Source organism: Roseateles sp., assembly GCF_965229315.1.
GTDB lineage: Bacteria > Pseudomonadota > Gammaproteobacteria > Burkholderiales > Burkholderiaceae_C > Pelomonas.
On the sequence record NZ_CBDDJA010000002.1, the window covers coordinates 2262588 to 2284921 of the forward strand.

Below are 22334 nucleotides of genomic sequence, written 5' to 3' on the forward strand. Positions count from 1 at the left end.
CCTGCGCGGGGCCGGGATCAGGGCATCAGATCGCCGTCTCGTGCAAGGCGGCCCCGGCCCAGTAGCCGCTGCGGCCATGGTGGCGGTACAGGTCGGCCTCCTGGTCGCGGCGCCAGTCGGTCGACGCGTCGTAGGCGGGCGCGCTCTGGATCACCTCACGGCTGAGGTCGACATGCACGGCCCGTTCGGACCAGTCCACACGCTTGATCCAGGCCGGCGCGACCAGCACCTTGTGGCCCATCCACCAGTTGCTGGTGTCGATGACGAGGTAACGGATGGCCCAGGTCTCGTCGTCCACCAGGAAGCCCGACACATGGCCGATGTCGCCGTCGGTGGCATGGATGTCGTAGCCCGTGACGGCGTTGCTGCTGCGCAGGTGCGGGTCATCATTGCGGTGGCGAGCCCGTTCGTCGCGCAGGTAGGCCTCCAGCTCCCGCTCGCGCTCGACCCGGTCCACGGCGAAGCCCGCGTAACCCGGCACCATCGCATACGGATACAGGCCGTTGCCCCACAGGCCGACGCCATCCCAGTAGGACGGATAGCCGTAGTAGCCCAGGTACTGCACTTCGTTCTGCCGCGACACCGGCTGGTCGGTGTCGAAGCCCGGGCTGTTCCTGACCTGCTCCTTCGTGATCGACACCGTCAGCGTGTGCGCCAGCCAGTCCGGGCGGTGGACTGAGATCGGCGAGATCAACACCTTGCGGCTGGACAGCCAGGTCCCGGCCTCGACCACGAAGTAGCGGATCACCCAGGCGTCGTCCTCGAAATAGAAGTCCTTGACGTGTCCGATCGCGCCATCGGTCGCGCTGATCTTGTAGTGCTCGAGGTCTTTCAGGTTGCGCAGCATGACGGGTGTCCTTTGAAGGTGCCGGCGGGCCGGCGGCTGGAGCGCTGACTTCATCGCCGAACGGCTCGGGCCATGAGGTGACGACGACACACTGTGCCGGCTGGGCCCCAGGCACGTCTGTTCGCTGCCGCACGACGCTGCACACGCCCGGTGGCAGCCCCCGGCAGGCCGGCCGCCGTCAGGACGCGGGCACCGCCCATGTTCAGCAACGCACAGACCGAGCTTGCAGGGCCGCCTAGGTTCCGGGTCTAGGCGACAACCCAGGAGCGCGCAGTGATGGCAGACACCCACCCCGACCAGGGGGCGCAAACGCAACTGCGCTGGCTCGCGTTGTCGAGATGGGCCAACGAAGGGGGTGCAAGCCCGTCGCGTCCGGTGGCAGAAACGACCGGCGCGACGCCCGAGCGCCCCGCCGACGACACACCACCACCGCCCCAGGCGCCACGGCACGCGGCGAGCCCCGCCCCATGAAGACCCAAACCCTCTCGCCCGACCAGCTCTACCGGATCGACGCGTACTGGCGCGCCGCCAACTACCTGTCCGTGGGCCAGCTCTACCTGTACGACAACCCGCTGTTGCGCGAGCCGCTGACCCTGGACCACGTCAAGCCGCTGGTGGTCGGCCACTGGGGCACGGTGCCGGGGCAGAACTTCATCTATGCACACCTGAACCGCGCCATCCAGAAGTACGACCTGAACATGTTCTACGTCGCCGGCCCGGGGCACGGCGGCGCGGCCCTGGTGGCCAACGTCTACCTCGAAGGCACCTGGAGCGAGTTCTATCCCGGCGTCTCGCAGGACCTGGCCGGCATGAAGCAGCTGTTCACGCAGTTCTCGTTCCCGGGCGGCATCTCCAGCCACGTGGCACCGACGACGCCGGGCTCCATCCACGAAGGCGGCGAGCTCGGCTACTCGCTCAGCCATGCGTTCGGCGCGGCTTTCGACAACCCCGGCCTGATCGTCGCCTGCGTGGTCGGCGACGGCGAGGCCGAGACCGGGCCGCTGGCCGCCGCCTGGCACGCCAACAAGCTGCTGAACCCGGTCAGCGATGGCGCGGTGCTGCCCATCCTGCACCTGAACGGGTTCAAGATCAGCAACCCCGGCCTGCTGGCCCGCATCGGCCACGAGGAACTGGCGCAGTTCTTCACCGGCTGCGGCTGGACGCCGATCTTCGTGGAGGGCGACGACCCCATGGCGATGCACCAGCGGATGGCCGCCGCGACCGACCGCGCCATCGAGCACATCCAGCAGATCCAGGACGACGCGCGCCATCGCAACGTCAAGGAACGGCCGCGCTGGCCGCTGATCGTGCTGCGCTCGCCCAAGGGCTGGACCGGACCGCAGGCCGTGGACGGCGTGCAGATCGAGAACACCTTCCGCTCGCACCAGGTGCCGCTGCTGGTCAGCCCGGAGTTCCCGGAGCACGTCGAACTGCTCGAGACCTGGATGAAGCGCTACCAACCAGACCAGTTGTTCGACAAGGCGGGCCGGCTGCTGCCCGAACTCGCGGCCCTGGCACCGAGGGGCGAGCAACGCATGGGCGCGAACCCGCATGCCAACGGCGGCCTGCTGCTGCGTGAACTGCAGCTGCCCGACTTCAGCGACTACGCCGTGCCGGTCACCGCGCCGGGCGGCGCGCAGGCGCAGGACACGCTGGTGCTGGGCGCCTTCCTGCGCGACGTGCTCAGGCTCAACCGCAACGCGCGCAACTTCCGCCTCTTCGGGCCCGACGAGACGGTGTCCAACCTGCTGGGCGCCGTCTTCGAAGCGACGAGCCGCCAGTGGGACGCCGAGCTCCTCGCCAACGACGAATTCCTCGCGCCCGATGGCCAGGTGCTGGACTCGATGCTCAGCGAGCACCAGTGCCAGGGCTGGCTGGAAGGCTACCTGTTGACCGGCCGCCACGGCCTGTTCAACAGCTACGAGGCCTTCATCCGCATCGTCGACTCGATGGTGAGCCAGCACGCCAAGTGGCTCAAGGTGACGCGCGAGCTGCCCTGGCGCCGGCCCATCGCGTCGCTGAACTACCTGCTCGCTTCGCACGTCTGGCAGCAGGACCACAACGGCTTCACGCACCAGGACCCGGGCTTCATCGACCACGTCGTCAACAAGAAGGCCGACATCGTGCGCGTGTACCTGCCGCCGGACGCCAACTGCCTGCTGTCTGTGGCCGACCACTGCCTGCGCAGCCGCAACTACGTCAACGTCATCATCGCCGGCAAGCACGCCTTGCCGCAGTGGCTGACGATGGCCCAGGCCGCGGTGCACTGCGCCGAGGGCATCGCCATCTGGCCCTGGGCCAGCAACGATCACGGCAGCGAACCCGATCTCGTCATGGCCTGCTGCGGCGACACACCGACGCTGGAGATCCTGGCCGCCACGTCCATCCTGCGCCAGCACCTGCCGGCCCTGAAGCTGCGCGTCGTCAACGTCGTGGACCTGATGAAGCTGCAGTCGGCCAGCGAGCACCCGCACGGGCTGAGCGAGGCCGATTTCGACGCGCTCTTCACGCGGGACAGGCACGTGGTCTTCGGCTTCCACGGCTACCCGTCGCTGGTGCACCAGCTGACCTACCGCCGCACCAACCGCCACCTGCACGTGCACGGCTACAAGGAGGAAGGCACCATCACCACCGCCTTCGACATGCGGGTGCAGAACGAGCTGGACCGCTTCCACCTCGTGCAGAAGGCGCTGGACTGCCTGCCCGACCTGGGCAGCCCGGCGGACTACCTGCGGCAGATGTGCCGGGACAAGCTGATCGAACACAAGCTCTACATCGACCGGCACGGCCAGGACCTGCCCGAGATCCGCGACTGGCTGTGGGCCGCACCGCGATGACTGCGATGACCGCGATCACGCTGCCGGCGCTGGCCGAGACCGCAGGCCTGCTGGCCGCCACCGGCAAAGGCCTGCTGGCCATGGACGAGAGCACCGGCACCTGCAACCGCCGCTTCGCCGCCGCCGGCATCGCGCAGACGCTGGCGATGCGCCACGCCTACCGCGAACTGCTGCTGACCGCGCCGGGGCTGGGCGAGTGCATCAGCGGCGTGATCCTGGTCGACGAAACGGTCCGACAGGCGCAGGCAGACGGCACGCCATTCGTCCAGATCGCGCAGGAGGCCGGCCTGCTGGTCGGCATCAAGGTGGACACCGGCGCCCAGGATCTCGCTGCTCACCCGGGCGAAAAGATCACGGAAGGCCTGGACGGCCTGCGCGAGCGCCTGCAGGGCTACGCGGCGCTGGGCGCGCGCTTTGCCAAGTGGCGTGGCGTCTTCGCGGTGGACGGCAGGCGCCTGCCCTCCCCCGCCTGCATCGACGCCAATGCCCACGCGCTGGCGCGCTACGCGGCGCTGTGCCAGGAGGCCGGGCTGGTGCCCATCGTCGAGCCGGAGGTGCTGATGGACGGCGCCCACACGCAACAGCGCTGCCAGCAGGTCACCGAAGCCGTGCTGCGCGGCGTCTTCGCGCAGTTGGCGCGCCAGGACGTGCGGCTGGAGGCGCTGATCCTGAAGCCCAACATGGTCATCGCCGGCCTGGCCTGCCCCACGCAGCACAGCGACGCCGAGGTGGCCGAGGCCACGCTGCAGTGCCTGCGCCGCGTGGTGCCGGCGGCGGTGCCCGGCATCATGTTCCTGTCGGGCGGGCAATCAGGCCGCGACGCCAGCATGCGGCTCAACGCGCTGCACCAGCGGCCCGGGTCGCCCTGGCCGCTGTCGTTCTCGTTCGCGCGCGCGCTGCAGCATCCGGCGCTGGACATCTGGGCAGGCCAGGACGCGAACCGTGCCGCCGCCCAGGCGGCCCTGGTGCACCGGGCCCGGTGCAACCGTGCCGCCCTTTCCGGCGAGTACGACACCGCGATGGAGACGCGATGACCGCGCCGCTGCAGGTCTACTTCATCCGCCATGGCGAAACCGCCTGGTCGCTGTCCGGCCAGCACACCGGCCGCACCGACCTGCCGCTGACCCCGCACGGCGAGGCCATGGCCCGAGCCCTCGCCCCGGCGCTGCAGGGCATCGCGTTCTCGCGGGTGCTGACCAGCCCCCGTCTGCGCGCGCGCGCCACCTGCGAGCTGGCCGGCCTGGGCATCCTGGCGCAGACCGACGCCCGGCTGGCCGAATGGGACTACGGCGACTACGAGGGTCTGCGCACCGCCGAGATCCGCCAGCGGCACCCCGCCTGGGACGTCTGGGAGAACGGCTGCCCCGGCGGCGAGATGCCGGCGCAGGCCAGCGCCCGCGCCGACCAGCTCATCGCCACGCTTGCGGCCCTCACCGGCCATGTGGCGCTGTTCTCGCACGGCCAGTTCGGCCGCGTGCTGGCGGCACGCTGGATCGGCCTGCCCGTGGCGCAGGGCCAGCACTTCGCCGTCGCCCCGGCCTCTATCGGCATGCTGGGCTTCGACGTCGATCACCCGCAACGGCGGGTCATCACACTGTGGAACGCAAGCGCGGGCGGCAGCCTGCGCGCCCGGTGACAGCGCCTGCCGTTCAAGAGGCCGGCCGGCGGCCGTGTGCTCACGCGGTGGCGCAGCGCCTGCGGCGGAAGCAGCCCATCGCGAACAGGCCCAGGCCCATCAGCGCCCAGGTCGACGACTCGGGCACCGGCGCGGCGCCATAGGTGCCGACGGTGAAGCCGTTCCACTGCTCGTCGGCCAGGCTGGTCCAGCGAATCGTCGTGACGGGGTCGACAAAGCGGATCACGCCATGCGGCTCACCCGATCCCGTGAGCCGGTACTTGCCGTCGGCGGTGATCTGTTTGCTGAAACTGCCGCTGCCCAGGTGGCCAGGTCCGCTGCTTTCGATGGTGAAGTCCTGGTCGAACTCGTAGCCCACGGCGTTCAGGCCGATGAGCGCGAAGAAGACATTGCCCACGCTTTGAGAAAACGTCAGCGTGCGCGTACCCAGGCGCGACAGCGCCACCATGCCGCTGTCGCCGGGGCCGTTGTCGACGGCGGCACTGGTGTAGGTGCCGCCGCCGTCCTGCCAGAAGGAATTGCTGCCGGGGGCATCCCAGAAGGCGAGCTGCCCGCTGTAGCTCACGCTGATGGAACTGCCGTCGTCGGCGACCATCTGGCCGAACGCGCGGCCGTTGTTACCGGCCACGGCCGAGGTCCATTGGGTCCAGCTCACCTCGGCGGCGCTGGCGCTGCCGGGTGAGCCCAGGGTGCCCAGCACCGCGGCGGCGATGGCGGACAGGGCGGTCTTGGTGGTGAGGTTCATGGGCGCAGTCAGGTCTGTGGTTGAAGGGACCGCCATGATCTGCACGCCGACCCCACGCGCCCAGGCCTCTAAAAGAGCCCCCGCCCCCCCAGCTCGCGGGCCGGGCGAGGACGCTGTCCGCCACTCACAGCCCGTTGGACAGCCGGATCTCGCGCAGCACCATGCGCGTGTAGGTCTCGCGCACGCCGCCCTGCTTGCGCAGTGTTTCGGTCACCTGCATCAACTCCGTGCGGTCGGTGCAGGCCACGCGGAGCGCGTAGTCGAAAGACCCCGTCATCAGCGTCGCGGCGACGATCTGCGGGATGTGGCGCAGCGAGGCCTCGAACTCGAGCGCCGCGGTGTCGGCATTCAGCTTCACCTCGATCTGCGCCTCGAAGCTGCGGCCCAGCGCGGCCGGATCGAGCAACGCGCGCACGCCGACGATGGTGCCGTTGTCGCGCAGGCGCCGGTAGCGTTCTGCGACGGCATTGGCGCTCAGGTGCACCGCATCGGCGAGCTCACGGAAGCTGAGCCGGCCGTCGCGCACCAGGAGACTGAGGATTTCCCTGTCGATCTTGTCCATGGCTCAGAAACCCACGCGGATGTCGCGCTTGCAGTGTGCCATCGCAGTGCACCCGCCAACTTCGCGCCCGCGGCGGCTTGGCGCCGGGCACGCCGCGCGGGCGGCGACGGGATTGCACGCGCAGTCCAACGGCGGCGTTCTGCGTGTCGGCCACCGCATGAATCGCCCCCTCGCCATGCCGCTGCCGACGCGGGCTTGCAGGGTTTCGCAGCCCGTCTATTTCTTTTCGACGGCAGAGTCAGGCAGGTAGATGACGGCCACTTTGTCGATGAATTTCTGCGGCGAAGCGCCGCACGACGGTGCGAGACCAGCGCGCCTGGGTGGACCGGCAGCCGCGGCCAGGAACCGACCCGAAGAGCTGCCCCGCCGAGCGCGCGCACCGCATCAAGGGCCGGACTTCTCTTCGATGCGCGCGAGCATGGCATGCCATGACGTGGCGAAGGCGTCCACGCCGTCGCGCTGCAGCCGTTCGGCCAGCGCGGCGTCGTCCACCCCCTCGCGGCGGAACTCTTCCAGCACCGCATCTGCATAGCCGCCGTCGGCCGGCAGCGCCGTGCCGGGGCGGCCATGGTCGGCAAAGGCCAGCAGCGTCGTCTCCGGCAGCGTGATGACGGTGTCCGGCGCCGCCAGGGCCTGCACGTACAGCGTGTCGGGCGCCGCGAGGTCCCGGGTGCCGGTGCTGGCCCACAGCAGGCGCTGTGGCCGGGCGCCCGCCGCCGCCAGGCGCTGCCAGCGGTCGGTGGCCAGCAGTTCGCGGTGCGCCCGGTAGGTTCGCATCGCCATCGCGATGCCCAGCCGGTTGTGGAACGGCGAGGAGATCTCCGCCTGCACCGCCACGTCCCAACGGCCGACGGACAGCGAGGCCACCGAGGCGACGTCGAGGCTGAGGCCGGCAGCCAGGCGCCGCTCGATGCCGCGCAGGTAGGCCTCGGCCGCCGCCAGGTAGTGCTCGCGCGAGAACAGCAGCGTCACGTTGACCGGCACGCCGTCGACGATCACCTCCTCGACGGCGCGCAGGCCTTCCGGCGTGCCCGGGATCTTGATGAACAGGTTGGCCTTGGCGGCGCGCTGGAACAGCCGGGACGCGGCCTGGATGGTGTGCGCCGTGTTGTCGGCCAGCAGCGGCGACACCTGCAGCGACACCCAGCCGTCGGTGCCGCCGGTGGCCTCGAAGGCCGGGCGGAACAGGTCGGCCGCCTGGGTCAGGTCTTCCATGGCGAGCTCGAGGAACAACGCTTCGCCGGCCAGGCCGGCGGCCGCCAGCACGCGGATGACGTCGTCGTAGTCGCCCTGGCTGACGGCCCGCTCGAACAGCGTCGGGTTGGACGTGAGGCCCGTGATGCCGAACTCGACGATGTAGCGCTGCAGCGCGCCGCGGCGCAGCAGGGGCCGGCCGATGCCGTCCAGCCAGAGCCGCTGGCCCAGGTCGCGCCGCTGTCGTGTCTGTTCGTTCATCGCGGGTCTCGGTGGGTTCAGCCCGCCGCCGCGACGCGGTCCGCACGCGCCGCCTCCAGCACCTCGGGCAGGCGCAAGGGCAGACATTCGATCGGCATCTGGCCGGCCAGGCTGTCGCAGGGATGGACGAACCACTGGGCCAGCGCCCAGCCGTCGAAGCCGCGCCCCAGCTCCGCCACGACGCGCCGCGGCCCGGCAGCCACGCTGCCCACCGGGACGGCCGACGTGTCGAACTGGAACAACGGTATCCACAGGTCGTCATGCCAGCGGAAGCCGAACACGGCGCCCGTGTCCACCAGGCCCCCGGCATCCGCCACGCGACCACAAGCCAGGCCGCGCAGCCGTGACAGCCCGCCATGCGGCCGGTAGGCGTTCTGCAGCGCGATGAAGGCCCGGTCCAGCGCCGTCGGCGGGCCGGCACCGATGCCGGTGACAGACCCCGCACACACCGCCGTGGCCTGCACGCGATTCATGGCGGAGCGTGGTCCGTGCAGCATGGCGGCGGTGGGCGGGGTGTCGAATGCATGGCGTGGTTCCAGGCACCAAGCATGCGTTGCGGCGGGGCACCCGTCTGTTCGACGCCGTACGCCGTGCCTCAGGCCACCGCGCCGAACAGCGCGCCGGCGCCCGCCGTGACGGCCATCGCCACCGCCCCCCAGAACGCAACGCGCCAGGTGCCGCTCCACACCGGCGCGCCACCCACCCGGGCCGACAGCGCGCCCAGCCCGGCCAGGAACGCCAGCGCCGACAGCGCCACCCAAACGATCAGCTGCCCAGGCGACACCATGGCGACCACGGCGATCGGCAGCGCCGCGCCGACCGAGAAACTCGCCGCCGACGCCAAGGCCGCCTGCATGGGACGCGCGGCGGTCGTGTCCGACAGCCCCAGTTCGTCGCGGGCATGCGCACCCAGCGCGTCGTGGGCCATCAACTGGCTGGCCACCTGGGCGGCCAGCGCGGTGTCCAGCCCCCGGCCGACGTAGATGCCGGCCAGCTCGCGGTGCTCGCCCGCCGGGTCGTGCGTCAACTCGGCACGCTCCCGCGCCAGGTCGGCCGCCTCGGTGTCCGCCTGCGAGTGCACCGACACGAATTCACCGGCCGCCATCGACATGGCCCCGGCGATCAGGCCCGACACGCTGGTCAGCAGCAGCGTGCGGGGCTCCGCGCCCGCCGCGGCCACGCCGAGCACCAGGCTGGCCGTGGACACGATGCCATCGTTGGCACCCAGCACGGCAGCGCGCAGCCAGCCAATGCGGTCGCTGCGGTGCCGCTCCGCATGGCGGCCGGCCTTGCCGAAACGCCGCTGGCGTGAGGTGCCGCGGCCGGGTGCCTGGGCGGCGGCGGTGGGGCTGGGGTCGGGCGTGGAGGCGGTCGTCATGGCAGCACGGCTTGCTTCGGTACGTCAGTGAAGTGCCGCGGGTGCGGCACCCGGCAGCGGCCCTGGGCCGCCATCAACACCGCATGGCCGCCTTCGCCCCCACGTTACCCCGTTCCATGCCGGCGACCAGGCCGTCCTCGAGGCGGGCGGGCGCCGCGCGACGCGGGGCGCCATCGCCAGGCCCAGGCGGGGGCAGCAGCCTGAACTGCCCGGTCAGCACGTTGCCAACTCGGTCAATGTGCTCATCACGGCGCAGGCCCGTCCAGCCGGTCCATGTCATGGACATTGCGCTCGAACGTCGGCAGTCCGTCCAGCACGATGGTCCTGCGGGCGCCGTCATAGTCGGCGATGACGAAGCGCCGCTGCGGCAGATGGCCGTGGGCCGACGGGAACAGCGCGAACACCTGGGCGCCGGCATTCAGCGCATCCACGGCATCGCCCACGGGCGCCACGACCTCGGCACTCGCCCAGTCGTTGCGACCCGTGTCCACCTCGCCCCACAGCACGGCCGTGATGCGGCCCCCATCGTCCAGGCGGACCCTGGACACCGCGAACGTCGTCATGCCGGCCGCCTGCCGCGGCGGCACCGCCACGGGTCTGATCGGGCAAGTCGTGCAGTGCGGGTCGGCGATGTCATGAGGCAGTGTGGCCTGGCGCCCCCTGCCCTTCCGTTCGTTGCCGCACCCAGCGAGACGCGTGGCCGCTGGCCGTTGCCACGCGGCGTGTTTGCCGCCGCACAGACCCGCCGGCCCACGCGGCACACGCTGTGTCCTCCTCAACGAACCGGACCAAGACCATGAAGACTGATTCACAACTGCAGCAGGACGTGATGGCTGAATTGAAGTGGGAGCCCGCCGTGCATGCCGCGCAGATCGGCGTCGAGGTGAAGAACGGCGTCGTGACGCTGGCCGGCGAGGTGGGCAGCTACGTCGAGAAGTGGAACGCCGAACGCGCCGCCCAGCGCGTCAACGGGGTCAAGGCACTGGCCATCGACATGAAGGTGAAGCTGTCGCAACTGGGCAAGCGCACCGATGCCGACATCGCCGAGTCGGCCAGGAACATCCTGGCCTGGACGAGTGCGCTGCCGCAGGACGCCATCCAGGTGCTCGTCGAAGGCGGCTGGCTGACGCTGTCCGGCGACGTTCAGTGGCAGTACCAGCGCCAGGCCGCTGCCGACAGCGTGCGCTACCTGCTGGGCGTCACGGGGGTCGACAACCAGATCGCCGTGAAGCCGTCGCTGTCCGCGGCGGTCGTGAAGTCGGACATCGAAGCCGCATTGAAGCGCCGCGCCACCGCCGATGCGAAGGCCATCGCCGTCGACGTCAAGGGCGCCGACGTGACCTTGTCGGGCACCGTGCACAGCTGGGCTGAACGTGACCTGGCCAAGCACTCGGCCTGGGGCACGGCCGGCGTGCGCAACGTCGTGGACAACATGACCCTCGTCTATTGAACCCGGGCAGATCATGAGCGATCCCGACACCGCCTTCTTCGTCTTCGACAACCACGATGTGGCCGAGGACGCCATCCGCACGCTGGGCCAGGCGGGCCTGGACATGAAGCAGCTGTCCCTGGTGGGCAGGGGCTGCCACAGCGAAGAGCAGCCGGTGGGCTTCTACACCGTCGGCGACCGCATCAAGGCCTGGGGCAGCACCGGGGCCTTCTGGGGCGGCATCTGGGGTTTGCTGCTGGCGCCGGCCGTGTTCGTCCTCCCCGGGCTCGGCGTGGTCGGCATGGCCGGGCCCATCGTGGCCGCGCTCGTCGGCGCGCTGGAGGGCGCGGTCGTCGTGGGCGGCCTGACGGCGCTCGGCGCGGCGCTGACGCGCATCGGCGTTCCCAAGGACCAGGTCATCAAGTACGAGACGGCCTTGAAGGTCGACAAGTACCTGCTGGTCGTGCACGGCAGCGCCGAAGACCAGCAGACGGCCCGCCGCGTGCTGGCTGCCGTGAAGACGACCGCCCTGGCCTGAGAGGCCGAGGCTTGCTGCCGCAGCACCGAGGCATCCGCAAGGGTGTCGCGGTGCTGCGCTTCCTGAACCCCATCGGGTGCTGAGCCCAAGAGGACAGGTCATGGATTTCACGACACGCCGCGCACGCATCACCGGACCGGTTTCCTACCTGTCCGGCAGTGGCCGCAAGCAGAACATTCCCATCGGCCCCTGTCTCGTCGAGAGCCTGGGCGGGCGCGTGATCGACATCGTCTGGGGCGCCCGCGGGCAGAGTTCCGTCGCGCTGCCCGTCGAAGAGATCGAGGCAGCCCGGGACCATGGGCATCTGGTGCTGCTGGACTGAGGGCGGCGCACGCCGCTTGTGCCACGCGGCCGTGTTCACCGCTCCTTGCGCGGCGGGCCTTCCGGTTGCGGCCGTTGCGGCCCGGCGCCCGGCCCGCGGTGCGGCTCACCCTGCGGCGGCCGGGCACCGGGGGCATGTGGCGCTTCGGGCCGCATCGGCGGCGCCGCCCGCATGTGCTCCACGCGCGGCGCGGTGAACTCCGAAGGCCGGGGCGTGGCCGCCACCTGCGGAACCCCGTGCGGCCCCGTCGCGCGTTGCGTGGGCATCGCGCGCGCGGCGGCCTCGTGCGCCAGCTGTTCGTCCTTGGGGCCGGGGTGCCCGCCGGAAAGGAACTGCCGCTCGCCGGCCGATGGCCGCGCCGCAGCGCCCGCATGGCCGCCATTGAAGCTGACGCGGTTGCCGCTGCGCGGGTTGACGGGCGGCGCGCTGTAGACGTTGCGAACGACGCGCTGGCCCACGTTGCTGACGGCCCGGTTGTAGCGGAACCCGCCGTGGTCCCAGCGCCCGCCCTGGTAGCCTGAGCCGAAGTAGCCGAAGCCGTAGTTGATGCCGCCATAGAACCCCACGCGCGAGCCCCAGTAGCCCAGGTGCCAGACGTAGCCCGCGCCCTCAAGGCCCCAGTAGCCGGGCGTCCACAGGTCGCCGTTGTCGGGCGGCAGCACCCAGGTGCCGGGCACCCAGTAGTAGCCGGCATCCGCATCGTCCCAGGCCCAGTAGCCGGGCATCCAGATGTAGCCCTCGCCCGGCACGGGCGGCTGCGCGTACAGGGGCAGCGGCGGCGGCGCGATGCTGACGGACAACGACACCTGCGACACGGCAGCCGGCGGCAGCAGCAGCGCCACGGCAAGGGTGAGACATGCGAGCAGGGGTGACTTCATGGCGGCGCCTTCGACGGCAGAACGATGGCGTCGACTCTGCGCGCCACCTCCGGGTGTGTCTGTGCGCCGTCATACGCAGGCTGGATGGCCCGTTCGCAAGCGCACAGACCGGCTCGCCGTACACGCCCACGCTCAACCCCCCACTCATCGGAGAACACCATGACGGAATTGCCCCACACGCCGCGGGCCCGGCCGATGCGCCGCCTATCGGGCGCGACTTTGCTGGCGGGCGCTGCCCTGGCGCTGCCGGCCTGCACGTCCCTCGGCACCGGCAGCGGCACCGTCGAGCCCGGCGATGCGCCGGTGATCTTCTCCTGGACCAGCAAGGACGCCGGCAACAGCGGCACGCTATCCGCCGTCATCGGCGCCAGCGGCGCGTCCGGCCCGGCAGGCGTGGCCTTCAGCGGCCCTTTCCTGCAGGTCACCAGCAGCGCCCGGGCCGAGACCTTCGAGCCGATGTGGCGCGGCTGGCGGCGCGGCTGGAACGACTGGGGCTACTGGGGCATGTACCCGGCGGAGGCCTTCACCACGCACTACTCAGGCAAGGTCGTCGCCAACCTGGCGGGCCCGACCGGCCAGTCGATGCGCTGCCGCTTCCACCTCAACACGCCGTCCGCCGGCATGCAGGGCGGCGGCCAGGGCGAATGCCAGTTCAGCGGTGGACGCACGGTGGACGCGGTGTTCCCGCGCTCCTGAGCGAATCGGCGGGCCTGCGCTGGCCACCCCCTCTCCACGAACGAAAGTCCATGCCATGAGCCTGTATCACGCCGTTGCCTTCGTCGATCACCACGCCGCAGAAATCCTGCAGTTCGGGTCCGACGCCGTGGTTGAACGCAAGGTCCACGAGCACCGCAAGCTCACGCGCCAGCATCACAGCGGCGTGCGCACCGAACATGAGTTCTTCGGGCACGTGTGCGACGCGCTCGACGGCATTGCCGAAGTGCTGGTCGCGGGCGGGCACATGGGGCTGGCGGATTTCCGTCACTACGTGGACCAGCACCGGCCGATGCTGGCGCCCCGCATCGTCGGCTACGAGGTGGTGGACCACCCGAGCGAGAACCAGCTGGTCGCTCTGGCGCGCAAGCACTTCGTCAAGTACGACCAGTTCGTCGGCATGCCCGCCCGCCACTGAGCCGAGCGTCCGCCGGGCGGCGGAACCCGCACGACGCCGTCAGCGGTGAGCGCGGCCCACGAGCCTGCCCTCTTCGGCCGGCAAAGCCTGCATTGCCTGGCCCCAAGGAGTCGCCATGAACCTGAACCATCTGCGCGTCGGAACCCGCCTCGGGGCGGGTTTCGCGCTGATCCTGCTGCTGTTGACCTTGATGCTGGGGGTCAGCGTCGGGCGGCTCAAGGGCGCCTCGGCCGCCATGCAGATGATGATGGACGCACCGCTGGCCAAGGAGCGGCTGCTGGAGGAGCAGTTGCGCGCGGTCGCCGTGGGCGTGACCCGCGGCAAGGCCATCGCCAAGAGCGCCGACGCCGGGCTGGAGGCGCTGTTCCGGGATGAAGCGATGGCCTCCACGGCACGCGGCAACGACATCATCAAGGCGCTGGCGGCCCTGCCCAGGCAGGCCGACGAGCAGCCGCTGATGGACAAGTTCAACGACGCCCGCGCGGCCTATCTCAGCGCCCGCGACCGCATGATGGCGGCCAAGCGTGCCGACAGGGCGGACGAGGCCAACCGGATCTATGAGGCCGACTTCGTCGTCGCCGCGCCGGCCTATGTCACCGCCCTCAAGGCGGTGCTGGAGCACCAGCGCCAGCTGATCGACGACACGAACGCGGCCATTGCCGCCGATACCGCCAGTGCTGAGCTCAGCCTGATGCTGCTCGGCGGCGCGGCCCTCGTGGTGGGCACCGTGCTGGCGCTGCTGCTGACGCGCTCGATCGTCCGGCCGCTTGCCGAAGCGGCCCGGCAGATCAACGCCGTGGCGCAGGGCGATCTGTCGCAGCAGATCCGCATGGACGGCAGCGACGAGATCGCCCAGTTGATCGGTTCGCTGGATCGCATGAGCACGGGGCTGCAACAGATGGTCGCCCAGGTCAGGCAGTCGGCTGAAGGCATCGAGACCGCCAGCGACGAAGTGGCCCTGGGCAACCTGGACTTGAGCGCGCGCACCGAACAGCAGGCCAGCGCGCTGCAAGAAACCGCCTCGTCGATGGAGGAACTGAACTCGGCCGTCAAGCAGAACGCCGACAGCGCCGGCCAGGCCAACCTGCTGGCGCAGAGCGCGTCCACCGTCGCGGTCCAGGGCGGCGAGGTGGTGCGCCAGGTGGTGCAGACCATGAAGGGCATCAACGACTCGTCGAGAAGGATCTCCGACATCATCAGCGTCATCGACGGCATCGCGTTCCAGACCAACATCCTGGCCTTGAACGCGGCGGTGGAAGCCGCCCGCGCCGGGGAGCAGGGCCGCGGCTTTGCGGTGGTGGCCGCTGAAGTGCGCTCGCTGGCGGGCCGGTCGGCCGATGCCGCGAAACAGATCAAGGCCCTCATCACCACGAGTGTGGAGCGCGTCGAACTGGGCACGGCGATGGTCGACCAGGCCGGCGCGACGATGGCCGAGGTGGTCGGCAGCATCCGCCGCGTGACCGACATCATGGGCGAGATCAGCGTGGCCAGCCGCGAGCAGTCCAGTGGCGTCGCCCAGGTCGGCGAGGCCGTCGCCCACATCGATCACGCCACGCAGCAGAATGCCGCGCTGGTCGAGGAAATGGCCGCAGCCGCCAGCGGCCTGAAGGCGCAGGCGCGACAACTGGTGCAGGTGGTGGCGACCTTCAAGCTGGCAAGCCATTGACGGCCTTGCACAGACGCCCGTCTGACGTGGCGTCGCGCGCGCTGCGAGGCCGGTCGCGGGCGAGCTGGGCCGCAGAACCTCACGGCACCAGCACCGCCGCACCTTCGAAGCGGCCCGCGCGCAGGTCGGCCAGCGCCTCGTTGGCCCGCTGCAGCGGATAGCGCGTGGTTCGCGTCACGAGGCCCATCTGCGGCGCCTGGCGCAGGAAGTCCAGTCCGTCCTGGCGCGTGAGGTTGGCCACCGACAGCAGCTCGCGCTCCTCCCACAGCAGGCGGTAGGGGAAGGCCGGGATGTCGCTCATGTGGATGCCGGCGCACACCACCCGGCCGCCCTTGCGCACGGCCTTCAGCGCCAGCGGCACCAGGTCGCCCACGGTCGCGAAGAGGATGGCGGCGTCCAGCGGCTGTGGCGGCAGCTCGTCGGAGCCGCCTGCCCACTGGGCGCCCAGGCTGCGCGCGAATGCCTGCGTCGCCAAGTCCCCCGGGCGGGTGAAGGCGAACACGGCCCGGCCCTGCCAGCGCGCCACCTGCGCGAGGATGTGGGCGGCCGCGCCGAAGCCGTACAGGCCGAGCGCCTTGGCCTCGCCCGCGATGCCCAGCGCCCGCCAGCCGATCAGGCCGGCGCACAGCAAGGGCGCGAGCGATTCGTCGCTGCCGGCTTCACCCAGCGCAAACGCGAAACGCGCGTCCGCCACGGCGGCCGTCGCAAAGCCGCCGTCCCGCGTGTAGCCCGTGAACCGCGGGCGGTCGCACAGGTTCTCGCGCTGCATCCGGCAGTAGGGGCAGTCACCGCAGGTGTGGCCCAGCCAGGGAATGCCCACCCGCTGGCCGAGCCTCAAGCCCTCGACGCCCGCCCCGACCGCATCGATGCGCCCGACGATCTCGTGGCCCGGGATGATTGGGAATTGCGGGTGCGGCAGTTCGCCGTCCACGACATGCAGGTCGGTGCGGCAGACGCCGCAGGCCGCCACCGCAACGCGGACCTCGCCCGGCCCGGGTTGCGGGTCGGGCAGCTCGGTCCACGCCAGCGGCGCGCCGAGCCGCGTCAACACCATCGCGTGCATCGCCCGCCTTCAGTGCGCGTCGGTGAAGCCGGACGCGACATGCGCGCCATCGCAGAACGGCTTGTTGGCCGAGGCCCCGCAGCGGCACGGTGCGACCCGGTTGCGAACCTCGTACGCGCCGCCGTCCGCGCCGACGACTTCGACACCGCCGCGCACCCACAACGGCCCGCTGACCCCCTTGGCGGTGTCCTGCACCAGGCCGATGGACGGCTCGTAGTGCGGCTCAAGGTGCGTCGCGACGGCGTCGTCCCTGCCCGCCTGCGCCGCCGCGCGCCGGCGGGCGCGCAGCCGCCCGCCGGGGCAGTCGCCGTCATGAGGAACCTTCGCGGGCGTCGGTTGACAGCGCCGCCCGGTGGCGCGACGTCGCCTCCCGGGCCAGGCGGCGGAAGACGGCGGGCAGGCGGTCCGGCAGGTCCTCGGCCAGCAGGCCCGGGCCGAAGTGGTCGGCGGCGGCACCGTGCAGCCACACGGCCGCCGCAGCCGCGCCCAGCGGCGCCATGCCCTGCGCCAGCAGGCCCAGCACCAAGCCGGCCAGCACGTCGCCCGCACCGGCGGTCGCGAGCGTCGGCGGTGCGTTGGCATTGATGAAGGCCCGGCCGTCAGGCGCGGCGATGACGGTGTCGCTGCCCTTGAGCACGACGATGGCGCCGCTGGCGCGGGCCGCCGCGCGGGCGCGGGCCAGCTTGTCGCTGCGCAGGTCCACCATGCCGTCGAACAGCCGGGCGAACTCGCCTTCGTGCGGCGTCAACACGCAGTCGCCGAGGAGGGCGCCGAACAGCGATTGCGGGTCTTCCTTGAAGGTCGAGAGCGCGTCGGCATCAAGCACCGCCGCCCTGCCCGTCTTCAGCATGGCCAGCACGCGCGCCCGGGTGGCTGTCCCGGCGCCCGCGCCCGGGCCGATCAACAACCCGCTGTAGCGGATGTCGGCCAGCAACGCGGCGAGGTCTTCGTTACGGGATACCGGGCTGACCATCACGCTGGTCAGCGCAGCGGCATAGACCGGCAGCGCCACCTCGGGCACGGCGACCGTGACCAGGCCCGCGCCCACCCGGGCCGCCGCCCGCGCGGCCAGACGCGCCGCGCCCGTCGTGGGCCAGCCGCCCCAGACCAGCGCGTGGCCGCGGCCGTACTTGTTGCCGTCGGCCTGCAGCACGGGCAAATCGCGGGCCCACAGCGAGGGATCGTTCTCGAACGTGTCGGGCCTGACCTGCTCGAACACGGCAGCGGGCGTGCCGATGTCGGCCACGACCACCTCGCCGCACAGGCGCCGGCCCGGCTGCAGCAGATGGCCGGGCTTTTTTCGAAAGCAGGTGACCGTCAGCACCGCCGGTGCGGCGCCCAGGTCGACGCCGGTGTCGCCCATCAGGCCGCTGGGCACGTCGACGGCGATGACCGTCAGGCGCCGCACCGCCGATTCAGCCAGCGTCTGCGCCGCCGCGCCGTCCAGCGCCCGGCTCAGGCCCGCGCCGAAGATCGCATCGACGACCAGCGCCGCCCCGTCGAGCGCGGCAGGCGTCAGGGGCTCGACCGGCCCGCGCCACAGCGCGGCGTGGTGGGCTGCGGCGCCGCGCAGCGTCTCGCGCGGCACCAGCAGCGCCACGCGCACGGGCCAGCCGGCCTCGGCCAGACGCCGCGCGGCGACGAAGCCGTCGCCGCCGTTGCTGCCCGGCCCGCACAGCACCAGCACCGGGCGCGGCGACCAGCGCGCCTGGATGGCCTGGGCCACGGGGCGCCCTGCGTTCTCCATCAAGGCTGCGGCGCTGATGCCGGACGCGAGGGTCAGCGCATCCGCCTGCGCCATCTGCGCGGCGGTCAGCAGGGCCGTGCGGCAGTCCAGCATGGCCTCGACCTGGCTCAACGCGCGAAGTCCAGCACCACGCGCGACGGCACCTCGCCCTTGGCGAGCCGCTCGAACACGCGGTTGATGGCCGACAGCGGCTGCAGTTCGATGTCCGCCTTGACCTTGCCGTCGGCCGCGAACGCCAGCGCCTCGGCCATGTCGCGCCGGTTGCCGACGAAGGAGCCGCGGATGGTGATGCAGTTCGCGACGACATCGAACAGCGGCGTCGGGAACTCGCCTGGCGGAATGCCCACCAGCACGCAGGTGCCGTGCTTGCGCGTCATGCCGATGCCCTGCCTGAAGGCCGGCAGCGACGGCGCCGTGATCAGCACGCCGTGCGCACCGCTACCGGTGGCCTTGACCACGGCGGCCACCGGGTCGCCGTGCCGCGCGTTGACGACGGCGTCAGCGCCCAGGCGCCGCGCGTGTTCGAGCTTGCCGTCATCGATGTCCACCGCGCAGACGTGCAGCCCCATGGCCCTGGCGTACTGCACGCCCAGGTGGCCCAGGCCGCCGATGCCCGAGATCACCACCCACTCGCCAGGCCGGGCCTGCGTCTCCTTGAGGCCCTTGTACGCCGTGATGCCGGCGCAGATCAGCGGCGCCGCATCGCGTGCAGCCAGGCCCGCCGGGATGTGCGCGACGTAGTTCGGGTCGGCGACGATGAACTCGGCAAAGCCGCCGTTCCTCGTGTAGCCGCCGAACTGCGCCTGGGCGCACACCGGCTCCTGCGCCGCCAGGCAGAACTCGCAGTGGCCGCAGGCCGAATACAACCAGGGCACGCCGACCCGGTCGCCGGCCTTCACCGCGGTGACGCCCGCCCCGAGCGCCGTGACGATGCCGATGCCCTCATGGCCCGGCGTGAACGGCAGCGCGGGCTTCAGCGGCCAGTCGCCACCCGCGGCATGCAGGTCGGTGTGGCAGACGCCGCAGGCCTCCGTCTGCACGAGGATCTGCCCCGGGCCCGGCGTGGGGATGTCGAGCTCCTTGAGCACCAGCGGCTGGCCAAACTGCTCGACCTGCGCGGCCTGCATCTTGCGCGTCATGCCGCCACCTTCGGGAAGTCAGCGGCTCGGGCCACGGCCTCACCGGCCGTGAACGCGACCCGCAACTCGTCGAGCTTGGCCATCGCGCCGTCGAAGGCGTTGTTGCCCAGCAGCAGGTGGTGCGGCGGCTTGCCCGAGGCCACCGCGTTGACGATGGCCTGGGCCGCACGCACGGGGTCGCCCGGCTGCTTGCCGGAGGAATCGCGCACCTGGATGCGCACGTGGCCGGCGGTGGCCATGTAGTCGTCGATCTGGTGCACGCTCTCGTGCGCCGAACGGCCGGCCCAGTCGGTGCGAAAGCCGCTGGGCTCCACCACCATCACCCGGATGCCCAGCGGCTGGACCTCCTGGCGCAAGGCCTCGGACAAGCCCTCGACGGCAAACTTGGTGGCGCAGTACTGGCCCAGCGCCGGCATGGCGCGCAGGCCGCCGAGCGACGCCACATTGACGATGCAGCCGCTGCGGCGCCGGCGCATGCCCGGCAGCACGGCCTGCGTCATGCGCGTCAGGCCGAACACGTTCACGTCGAACATCCGGCGCACCTCGGCTTCTTCGCCTTCCTCGATGGCGGCGAAGTAGCCGATACCGGCGTTGTTGACCAGCACGTCGATGCCGCCGAAACGTGCCTCCACGGCCTGGAGAGCCGCCGCCACCTGGCCCGGCTGCGTGACGTCGAGTTCAAGCACCAGGACGTTGTCGGTTGCGCCGAAACCCTCCAGCCTGGAAGGATCGCGGGCGGTCATCACGGTGCGGTAGCCGCGTTCGATGGCCTGCTTGGCAAGCGCCAGGCCGAAGCCGGTGGAGCAGCCGGTGATGAACCAGACAGGCGGCTGGGTGGCCACGGGGTGGCTGACTTGGGCGTTCATGGGGGGCTCCTGCCACTCAGACCGGCGCGGCGATGTGGCCGGTGCGGACGAGCTTCTTGTTGACGAATTCCTGGATGCCCATCGCGCCGAGTTCGCGGCCGTAGCCCGAGTGCTTGACGCCGCCGAACGGCAGCGCGGCGTCGGCCCAGTCGAGGTTGTTGACGAACATCATCCCGGTGTCGACGCGGCTGGCCACGCGCTGGCCGCGCGCGTCGTCGCGCGTCCACACCGAGCCGCCCAGGCCGAAGTCGCTGTCGTTGGCCAGGGCGATGGCCTCGTCTTCGGTCTTCACGCGGTAGAACGACGCCACCGGGCCGAAGAACTCGTCGCGATAGGCCGGGTTGCCGGGTTCGATGTCGGTGAGGATCGTGGCCTGCATGAAGACGCCCGCGCGGGCCATGCGCTGGCCGCCCATCAGCACCCGGGCGCCGCCCTTCACGGCAGCGTCCACCTGCGCGAGCAGCTGGACCAGCGCGGCCTCGGTGGACAAGGGGCCGTGCGTGGTCGCCTCCAGCATCGGGTCGCCCGGCACCAACGCGGCCAGCGCGGCCTGGAACCTGGCCAGGAACTGGTCGGCGACAGCCTCCTGCACGATGAAGCGCTTGGCGGCGCAGCAGGTCTGGCCGGCGTTGTACATGCGGCCCCACACGGCCCAGGGGATGGCGCGGTCCAGGTCGGCGTCGTCGAGCACGATGAAGGCGTCGCTGCCGCCCAGCTCCATCGTCGACTTCTTTAGGGCCTGCCCGGCGCGCGCCGCGACCTTGCGGCCCGCCGCCACGCTGCCGGTCAGCGCCACGCCTCGGATGCGCGGGTCGTCGATGACGCGGTCGGACTGTTCGTAGGAGATGCGCAGGTTGGTGTAGGCGCCGGCCGGCGCACCGGCGTCGAGCAGCAGCTTCTCGAACGCCATGGCGCATTGCGGCAGGCAGCCGGCATGCTTGACCACCAGCACGTTGCCGGCCATGAGCTGCGGGCCGGCCACGCGGGCGAGCTGGTAGTACGGGAAGTTCCAGGGCTCGACGCAGAACAGCGCGCCGGTGGGCGAGCTTTCGATGTGCGCGTGCCCATGCCTGGGGTGGAGTTCGGCGGGCGCCAGGAAGGCCTCGCCATGCTCGGCGTAGTAGGCCAGGATGTCGGCGCTGAACTGCACCTCGGCGCGCGCCTCGCTGATGCGCTTGCCCATCTCCAGCGTCGCCAGCCGGGCGAAGTCGTCCACGTGGGCGCGCAGCAGCGAGGCGGCCTTGTGCAGCACGACGGCACGCTCGGCGTGACGCTTGTGCTTCCAGGTCTGGAAACAGGTTTCGGCGGTCGCCAATGCGTGGTCGAGTTGGGCGGCGCTCATGTGCTCGAAGCTCTTGAGCAGCTTGCCGTCGTTGGGGTTGATGCTTTGGTAGGTCATGGCGTTGTGTCCTCGCGGTCTGTGGATCAGTCCGTCAGGGAAGGATGGTTGCGCGCGGTGCGCGGCAGGTCTGTTCGATGCCGTACCTCCCGTCGCACGGCCCCGCCGCGCCGTTCGATGCCGAACCACAGACAGCGTGCCGACAACGCAAGAGACGGTCCTTGACCCAGATCAACGGCGCGGGCCTGTGTTGTTCACCGCACCGACCGTGATGGGGGCTTCACCTAGTTTGGGCACCGCGCTCACAACCGGCATACCGCATGAACTCGACACGCAAGGCCTGCTTCATCGGCGGGGGCATAGGCTCGCTGGTGGGTGCCGCCTCAGAGCTGCTGCAGGAGCTGTGCGGTCATCTGCGCTTGGACCTGCAGACGGTAGCGACCGCCAACTGCATCCCCTGCCGCATGCCCTACATCACCAGCATGTTCATGCCGCGCGAGCCGGGCGACCGGCCGCCGCCGGTGCCGCCGAACACGCAGAACTTCGCCTTCATCGGCCAGTTCGTCGAGATTGCGCTGGACATGGTCTTCACGGTGGAGTTCTCGGTGCGGGCGGCGCAGATGGCGGTGTACCAGTTGCTGGGCCTCACGCTGCCGATCCCGCCGGTGACCCGCCACGACCAGTCGCTGCACGCGCAGTTCGACGCGCTGGTCAAGACGCTGAAGTGACCCGTCCGTCAACCCCACCCGAGAGCA

General features: G+C 71.0%; 24 protein-coding genes. 10 read left to right on the top strand and 14 right to left on the bottom strand.

The window, feature by feature from the left end:
* Positions 1 to 25 precede the first annotated feature (25 nt).
* A complete protein-coding gene (locus tag ACO07H_RS15280; protein ID WP_422015604.1) occupies positions 26 to 847 on the bottom strand; it encodes a PRC-barrel domain-containing protein in 822 nt (273 codons plus the stop codon).
* Positions 848 to 1314: 467 nt separating this feature from the next.
* Between ACO07H_RS15280 and ACO07H_RS15285 the strand changes: the two genes are divergently transcribed.
* The 3 genes from ACO07H_RS15285 to ACO07H_RS15295 are packed head-to-tail and all read left to right on the top strand — an operon-like array spanning position 1315 to position 5320.
* Positions 1315 to 3684, top strand: coding sequence for a phosphoketolase family protein (locus ACO07H_RS15285; protein ID WP_422015606.1), 2370 nt, complete (start codon positions 1315 to 1317; stop codon positions 3682 to 3684).
* 14 nt (positions 3685 to 3698) lie between these two features.
* Positions 3699 to 4718, top strand: a complete 1020-nt coding sequence (locus tag ACO07H_RS15290) for a class I fructose-bisphosphate aldolase (RefSeq protein ID WP_422018646.1) — start codon at positions 3699 to 3701, stop codon at positions 4716 to 4718.
* On the top strand, positions 4715 to 5320 hold the full coding sequence (locus tag ACO07H_RS15295) for a histidine phosphatase family protein (RefSeq protein ID WP_422015608.1): 606 nt from the start codon (positions 4715 to 4717) through the stop codon (positions 5318 to 5320). Before ACO07H_RS15290 ends, ACO07H_RS15295 begins: the two co-directional genes overlap by 4 nt.
* A gap of 40 nt (positions 5321 to 5360) precedes the next feature.
* Here ACO07H_RS15295 and ACO07H_RS15300 read toward each other — a convergent pair whose 3' ends face one another.
* From ACO07H_RS15300 to ACO07H_RS15325, 6 genes are all read right to left on the bottom strand, one after another.
* The gene (locus ACO07H_RS15300; RefSeq protein ID WP_422015610.1) at positions 5361 to 6065 is read right to left on the bottom strand and encodes a PEP-CTERM sorting domain-containing protein; all 705 of its coding nucleotides are present in this window, start codon (positions 6063 to 6065) and stop codon (positions 5361 to 5363) included.
* A 124-nt stretch (positions 6066 to 6189) separates the two neighbouring features.
* Positions 6190 to 6627 (bottom strand): Lrp/AsnC family transcriptional regulator, encoded by a 438-nt coding sequence (locus tag ACO07H_RS15305; protein WP_422015612.1) that lies wholly within the window; start codon positions 6625 to 6627, stop codon positions 6190 to 6192.
* Positions 6628 to 7011: 384 nt separating this feature from the next.
* Positions 7012 to 8082, bottom strand: coding sequence for a transaldolase (tal, locus tag ACO07H_RS15310; protein ID WP_422015614.1), 1071 nt, complete (start codon positions 8080 to 8082; stop codon positions 7012 to 7014).
* Positions 8083 to 8099: 17 nt separating this feature from the next.
* Positions 8100 to 8555, bottom strand: a complete 456-nt coding sequence (locus ACO07H_RS15315; protein WP_422015616.1) for a hypothetical protein — start codon at positions 8553 to 8555, stop codon at positions 8100 to 8102.
* A gap of 122 nt (positions 8556 to 8677) precedes the next feature.
* Positions 8678 to 9460 (bottom strand): VIT1/CCC1 transporter family protein, encoded by a 783-nt coding sequence (locus ACO07H_RS15320; protein ID WP_422015618.1) that lies wholly within the window; start codon positions 9458 to 9460, stop codon positions 8678 to 8680.
* 245 nt (positions 9461 to 9705) lie between these two features.
* Entirely contained in the window at positions 9706 to 10023 is a 318-nt protein-coding gene (locus ACO07H_RS15325) for a hypothetical protein (protein ID WP_422015620.1), read from the bottom strand.
* Between the two features lie 233 nt (positions 10024 to 10256).
* Here ACO07H_RS15325 and ACO07H_RS15330 point away from each other — a divergent pair, with 233 nt between their 5' ends.
* From ACO07H_RS15330 to ACO07H_RS15340, 3 genes are all read left to right on the top strand, one after another.
* Complete coding sequence (locus ACO07H_RS15330) at positions 10257 to 10910, top strand: BON domain-containing protein (RefSeq protein ID WP_422015622.1); 654 nt, start codon at positions 10257 to 10259, stop codon at positions 10908 to 10910.
* A 13-nt stretch (positions 10911 to 10923) separates the two neighbouring features.
* On the top strand, positions 10924 to 11427 hold the full coding sequence (locus tag ACO07H_RS15335) for a DUF1269 domain-containing protein (RefSeq protein ID WP_422015624.1): 504 nt from the start codon (positions 10924 to 10926) through the stop codon (positions 11425 to 11427).
* 100 nt (positions 11428 to 11527) lie between these two features.
* On the top strand, positions 11528 to 11749 hold the full coding sequence (locus ACO07H_RS15340; protein ID WP_422015626.1) for a hypothetical protein: 222 nt from the start codon (positions 11528 to 11530) through the stop codon (positions 11747 to 11749).
* A 35-nt stretch (positions 11750 to 11784) separates the two neighbouring features.
* On the opposite strand, the gene ACO07H_RS15345 is transcribed toward ACO07H_RS15340, so the two are convergent.
* Positions 11785 to 12627: a hypothetical protein gene (locus ACO07H_RS15345; protein ID WP_422015628.1), complete on the bottom strand. Its 843-nt coding sequence runs from the start codon at positions 12625 to 12627 to the stop codon at positions 11785 to 11787.
* 159 nt (positions 12628 to 12786) lie between these two features.
* On the opposite strand from ACO07H_RS15345, the gene ACO07H_RS15350 reads away from it, so the two are divergent.
* The 3 genes from ACO07H_RS15350 to ACO07H_RS15360 all read left to right on the top strand — a co-directional run bounded on the left by ACO07H_RS15350 (position 12787) and on the right by ACO07H_RS15360 (position 15425).
* A complete protein-coding gene (locus ACO07H_RS15350; protein WP_422015630.1) occupies positions 12787 to 13323 on the top strand; it encodes a hypothetical protein in 537 nt (178 codons plus the stop codon).
* 55 nt (positions 13324 to 13378) lie between these two features.
* Positions 13379 to 13759, top strand: a complete 381-nt coding sequence (locus tag ACO07H_RS15355; protein WP_422015632.1) for a hypothetical protein — start codon at positions 13379 to 13381, stop codon at positions 13757 to 13759.
* A gap of 115 nt (positions 13760 to 13874) precedes the next feature.
* Positions 13875 to 15425 (top strand): methyl-accepting chemotaxis protein, encoded by a 1551-nt coding sequence (locus ACO07H_RS15360; RefSeq protein ID WP_422015634.1) that lies wholly within the window; start codon positions 13875 to 13877, stop codon positions 15423 to 15425.
* 79 nt (positions 15426 to 15504) lie between these two features.
* Here ACO07H_RS15360 and ACO07H_RS15365 read toward each other — a convergent pair whose 3' ends face one another.
* The 6 genes from ACO07H_RS15365 to ACO07H_RS15390 all read right to left on the bottom strand — a co-directional run bounded on the left by ACO07H_RS15365 (position 15505) and on the right by ACO07H_RS15390 (position 21639).
* Entirely contained in the window at positions 15505 to 16488 is a 984-nt protein-coding gene (locus ACO07H_RS15365; RefSeq protein ID WP_422015636.1) for a zinc-dependent alcohol dehydrogenase family protein, read from the bottom strand.
* 9 nt (positions 16489 to 16497) lie between these two features.
* A complete protein-coding gene (locus ACO07H_RS15370; protein ID WP_422015638.1) occupies positions 16498 to 16683 on the bottom strand; it encodes a CDGSH iron-sulfur domain-containing protein in 186 nt (61 codons plus the stop codon).
* Between the two features lie 115 nt (positions 16684 to 16798).
* Positions 16799 to 18346, bottom strand: a complete 1548-nt coding sequence (locus ACO07H_RS15375) for an NAD(P)H-hydrate dehydratase (RefSeq protein WP_422015640.1) — start codon at positions 18344 to 18346, stop codon at positions 16799 to 16801.
* Entirely contained in the window at positions 18343 to 19374 is a 1032-nt protein-coding gene (locus ACO07H_RS15380; RefSeq protein ID WP_422015642.1) for a zinc-dependent alcohol dehydrogenase, read from the bottom strand. Before ACO07H_RS15380 ends, ACO07H_RS15375 begins: the two co-directional genes overlap by 4 nt.
* Positions 19371 to 20240 carry an oxidoreductase gene (locus ACO07H_RS15385; protein ID WP_422015644.1) on the bottom strand — a complete coding sequence of 290 codons (870 nt, stop codon included), beginning with the start codon at positions 20238 to 20240 and terminating at the stop codon, positions 19371 to 19373. The genes ACO07H_RS15380 and ACO07H_RS15385 overlap by 4 nt, the downstream gene beginning before the upstream one ends.
* Positions 20241 to 20256: 16 nt before the next feature.
* The gene (locus tag ACO07H_RS15390; RefSeq protein ID WP_422015646.1) at positions 20257 to 21639 is read right to left on the bottom strand and encodes an NAD-dependent succinate-semialdehyde dehydrogenase; all 1383 of its coding nucleotides are present in this window, start codon (positions 21637 to 21639) and stop codon (positions 20257 to 20259) included.
* Between the two features lie 260 nt (positions 21640 to 21899).
* Between ACO07H_RS15390 and ACO07H_RS15395 the strand changes: the two genes are divergently transcribed.
* The gene (locus tag ACO07H_RS15395; protein ID WP_422015648.1) at positions 21900 to 22307 is read left to right on the top strand and encodes an oleate hydratase; all 408 of its coding nucleotides are present in this window, start codon (positions 21900 to 21902) and stop codon (positions 22305 to 22307) included.
* Positions 22308 to 22334 lie beyond the last annotated feature (27 nt).

Coding starts and splice junctions, on each gene's coding strand:
- ACO07H_RS15340 (WP_422015626.1), top strand. CDS start 11,528: ATGGATTTCACGACACGCCGCGCACGCATCACCGGACCGGTTTCCTAC.
- ACO07H_RS15365 (WP_422015636.1), bottom strand. CDS start 16,488: ATGCACGCGATGGTGTTGACGCGGCTCGGCGCGCCGCTGGCGTGGACC.
- ACO07H_RS15395 (WP_422015648.1), top strand. CDS start 21,900: ATGAACTCGACACGCAAGGCCTGCTTCATCGGCGGGGGCATAGGCTCG.
- ACO07H_RS15280 (WP_422015604.1), bottom strand. CDS start 847: ATGCTGCGCAACCTGAAAGACCTCGAGCACTACAAGATCAGCGCGACC.
- ACO07H_RS15360 (WP_422015634.1), top strand. CDS start 13,875: ATGAACCTGAACCATCTGCGCGTCGGAACCCGCCTCGGGGCGGGTTTC.
- ACO07H_RS15350 (WP_422015630.1), top strand. CDS start 12,787: ATGACGGAATTGCCCCACACGCCGCGGGCCCGGCCGATGCGCCGCCTA.
- ACO07H_RS15335 (WP_422015624.1), top strand. CDS start 10,924: ATGAGCGATCCCGACACCGCCTTCTTCGTCTTCGACAACCACGATGTG.
- ACO07H_RS15390 (WP_422015646.1), bottom strand. CDS start 21,639: ATGACCTACCAAAGCATCAACCCCAACGACGGCAAGCTGCTCAAGAGC.
- ACO07H_RS15385 (WP_422015644.1), bottom strand. CDS start 20,240: ATGAACGCCCAAGTCAGCCACCCCGTGGCCACCCAGCCGCCTGTCTGG.
- ACO07H_RS15295 (WP_422015608.1), top strand. CDS start 4,715: ATGACCGCGCCGCTGCAGGTCTACTTCATCCGCCATGGCGAAACCGCC.
- ACO07H_RS15325 (WP_422015620.1), bottom strand. CDS start 10,023: ATGACGACGTTCGCGGTGTCCAGGGTCCGCCTGGACGATGGGGGCCGC.
- ACO07H_RS15315 (WP_422015616.1), bottom strand. CDS start 8,555: ATGAATCGCGTGCAGGCCACGGCGGTGTGTGCGGGGTCTGTCACCGGC.
- ACO07H_RS15355 (WP_422015632.1), top strand. CDS start 13,379: ATGAGCCTGTATCACGCCGTTGCCTTCGTCGATCACCACGCCGCAGAA.
- ACO07H_RS15285 (WP_422015606.1), top strand. CDS start 1,315: ATGAAGACCCAAACCCTCTCGCCCGACCAGCTCTACCGGATCGACGCG.
- tal (WP_422015614.1), bottom strand. CDS start 8,082: ATGAACGAACAGACACGACAGCGGCGCGACCTGGGCCAGCGGCTCTGG.
- ACO07H_RS15345 (WP_422015628.1), bottom strand. CDS start 12,627: ATGAAGTCACCCCTGCTCGCATGTCTCACCCTTGCCGTGGCGCTGCTG.
- ACO07H_RS15305 (WP_422015612.1), bottom strand. CDS start 6,627: ATGGACAAGATCGACAGGGAAATCCTCAGTCTCCTGGTGCGCGACGGC.
- ACO07H_RS15380 (WP_422015642.1), bottom strand. CDS start 19,374: ATGACGCGCAAGATGCAGGCCGCGCAGGTCGAGCAGTTTGGCCAGCCG.
- ACO07H_RS15330 (WP_422015622.1), top strand. CDS start 10,257: ATGAAGACTGATTCACAACTGCAGCAGGACGTGATGGCTGAATTGAAG.
- ACO07H_RS15300 (WP_422015610.1), bottom strand. CDS start 6,065: ATGAACCTCACCACCAAGACCGCCCTGTCCGCCATCGCCGCCGCGGTG.
- ACO07H_RS15320 (WP_422015618.1), bottom strand. CDS start 9,460: ATGACGACCGCCTCCACGCCCGACCCCAGCCCCACCGCCGCCGCCCAG.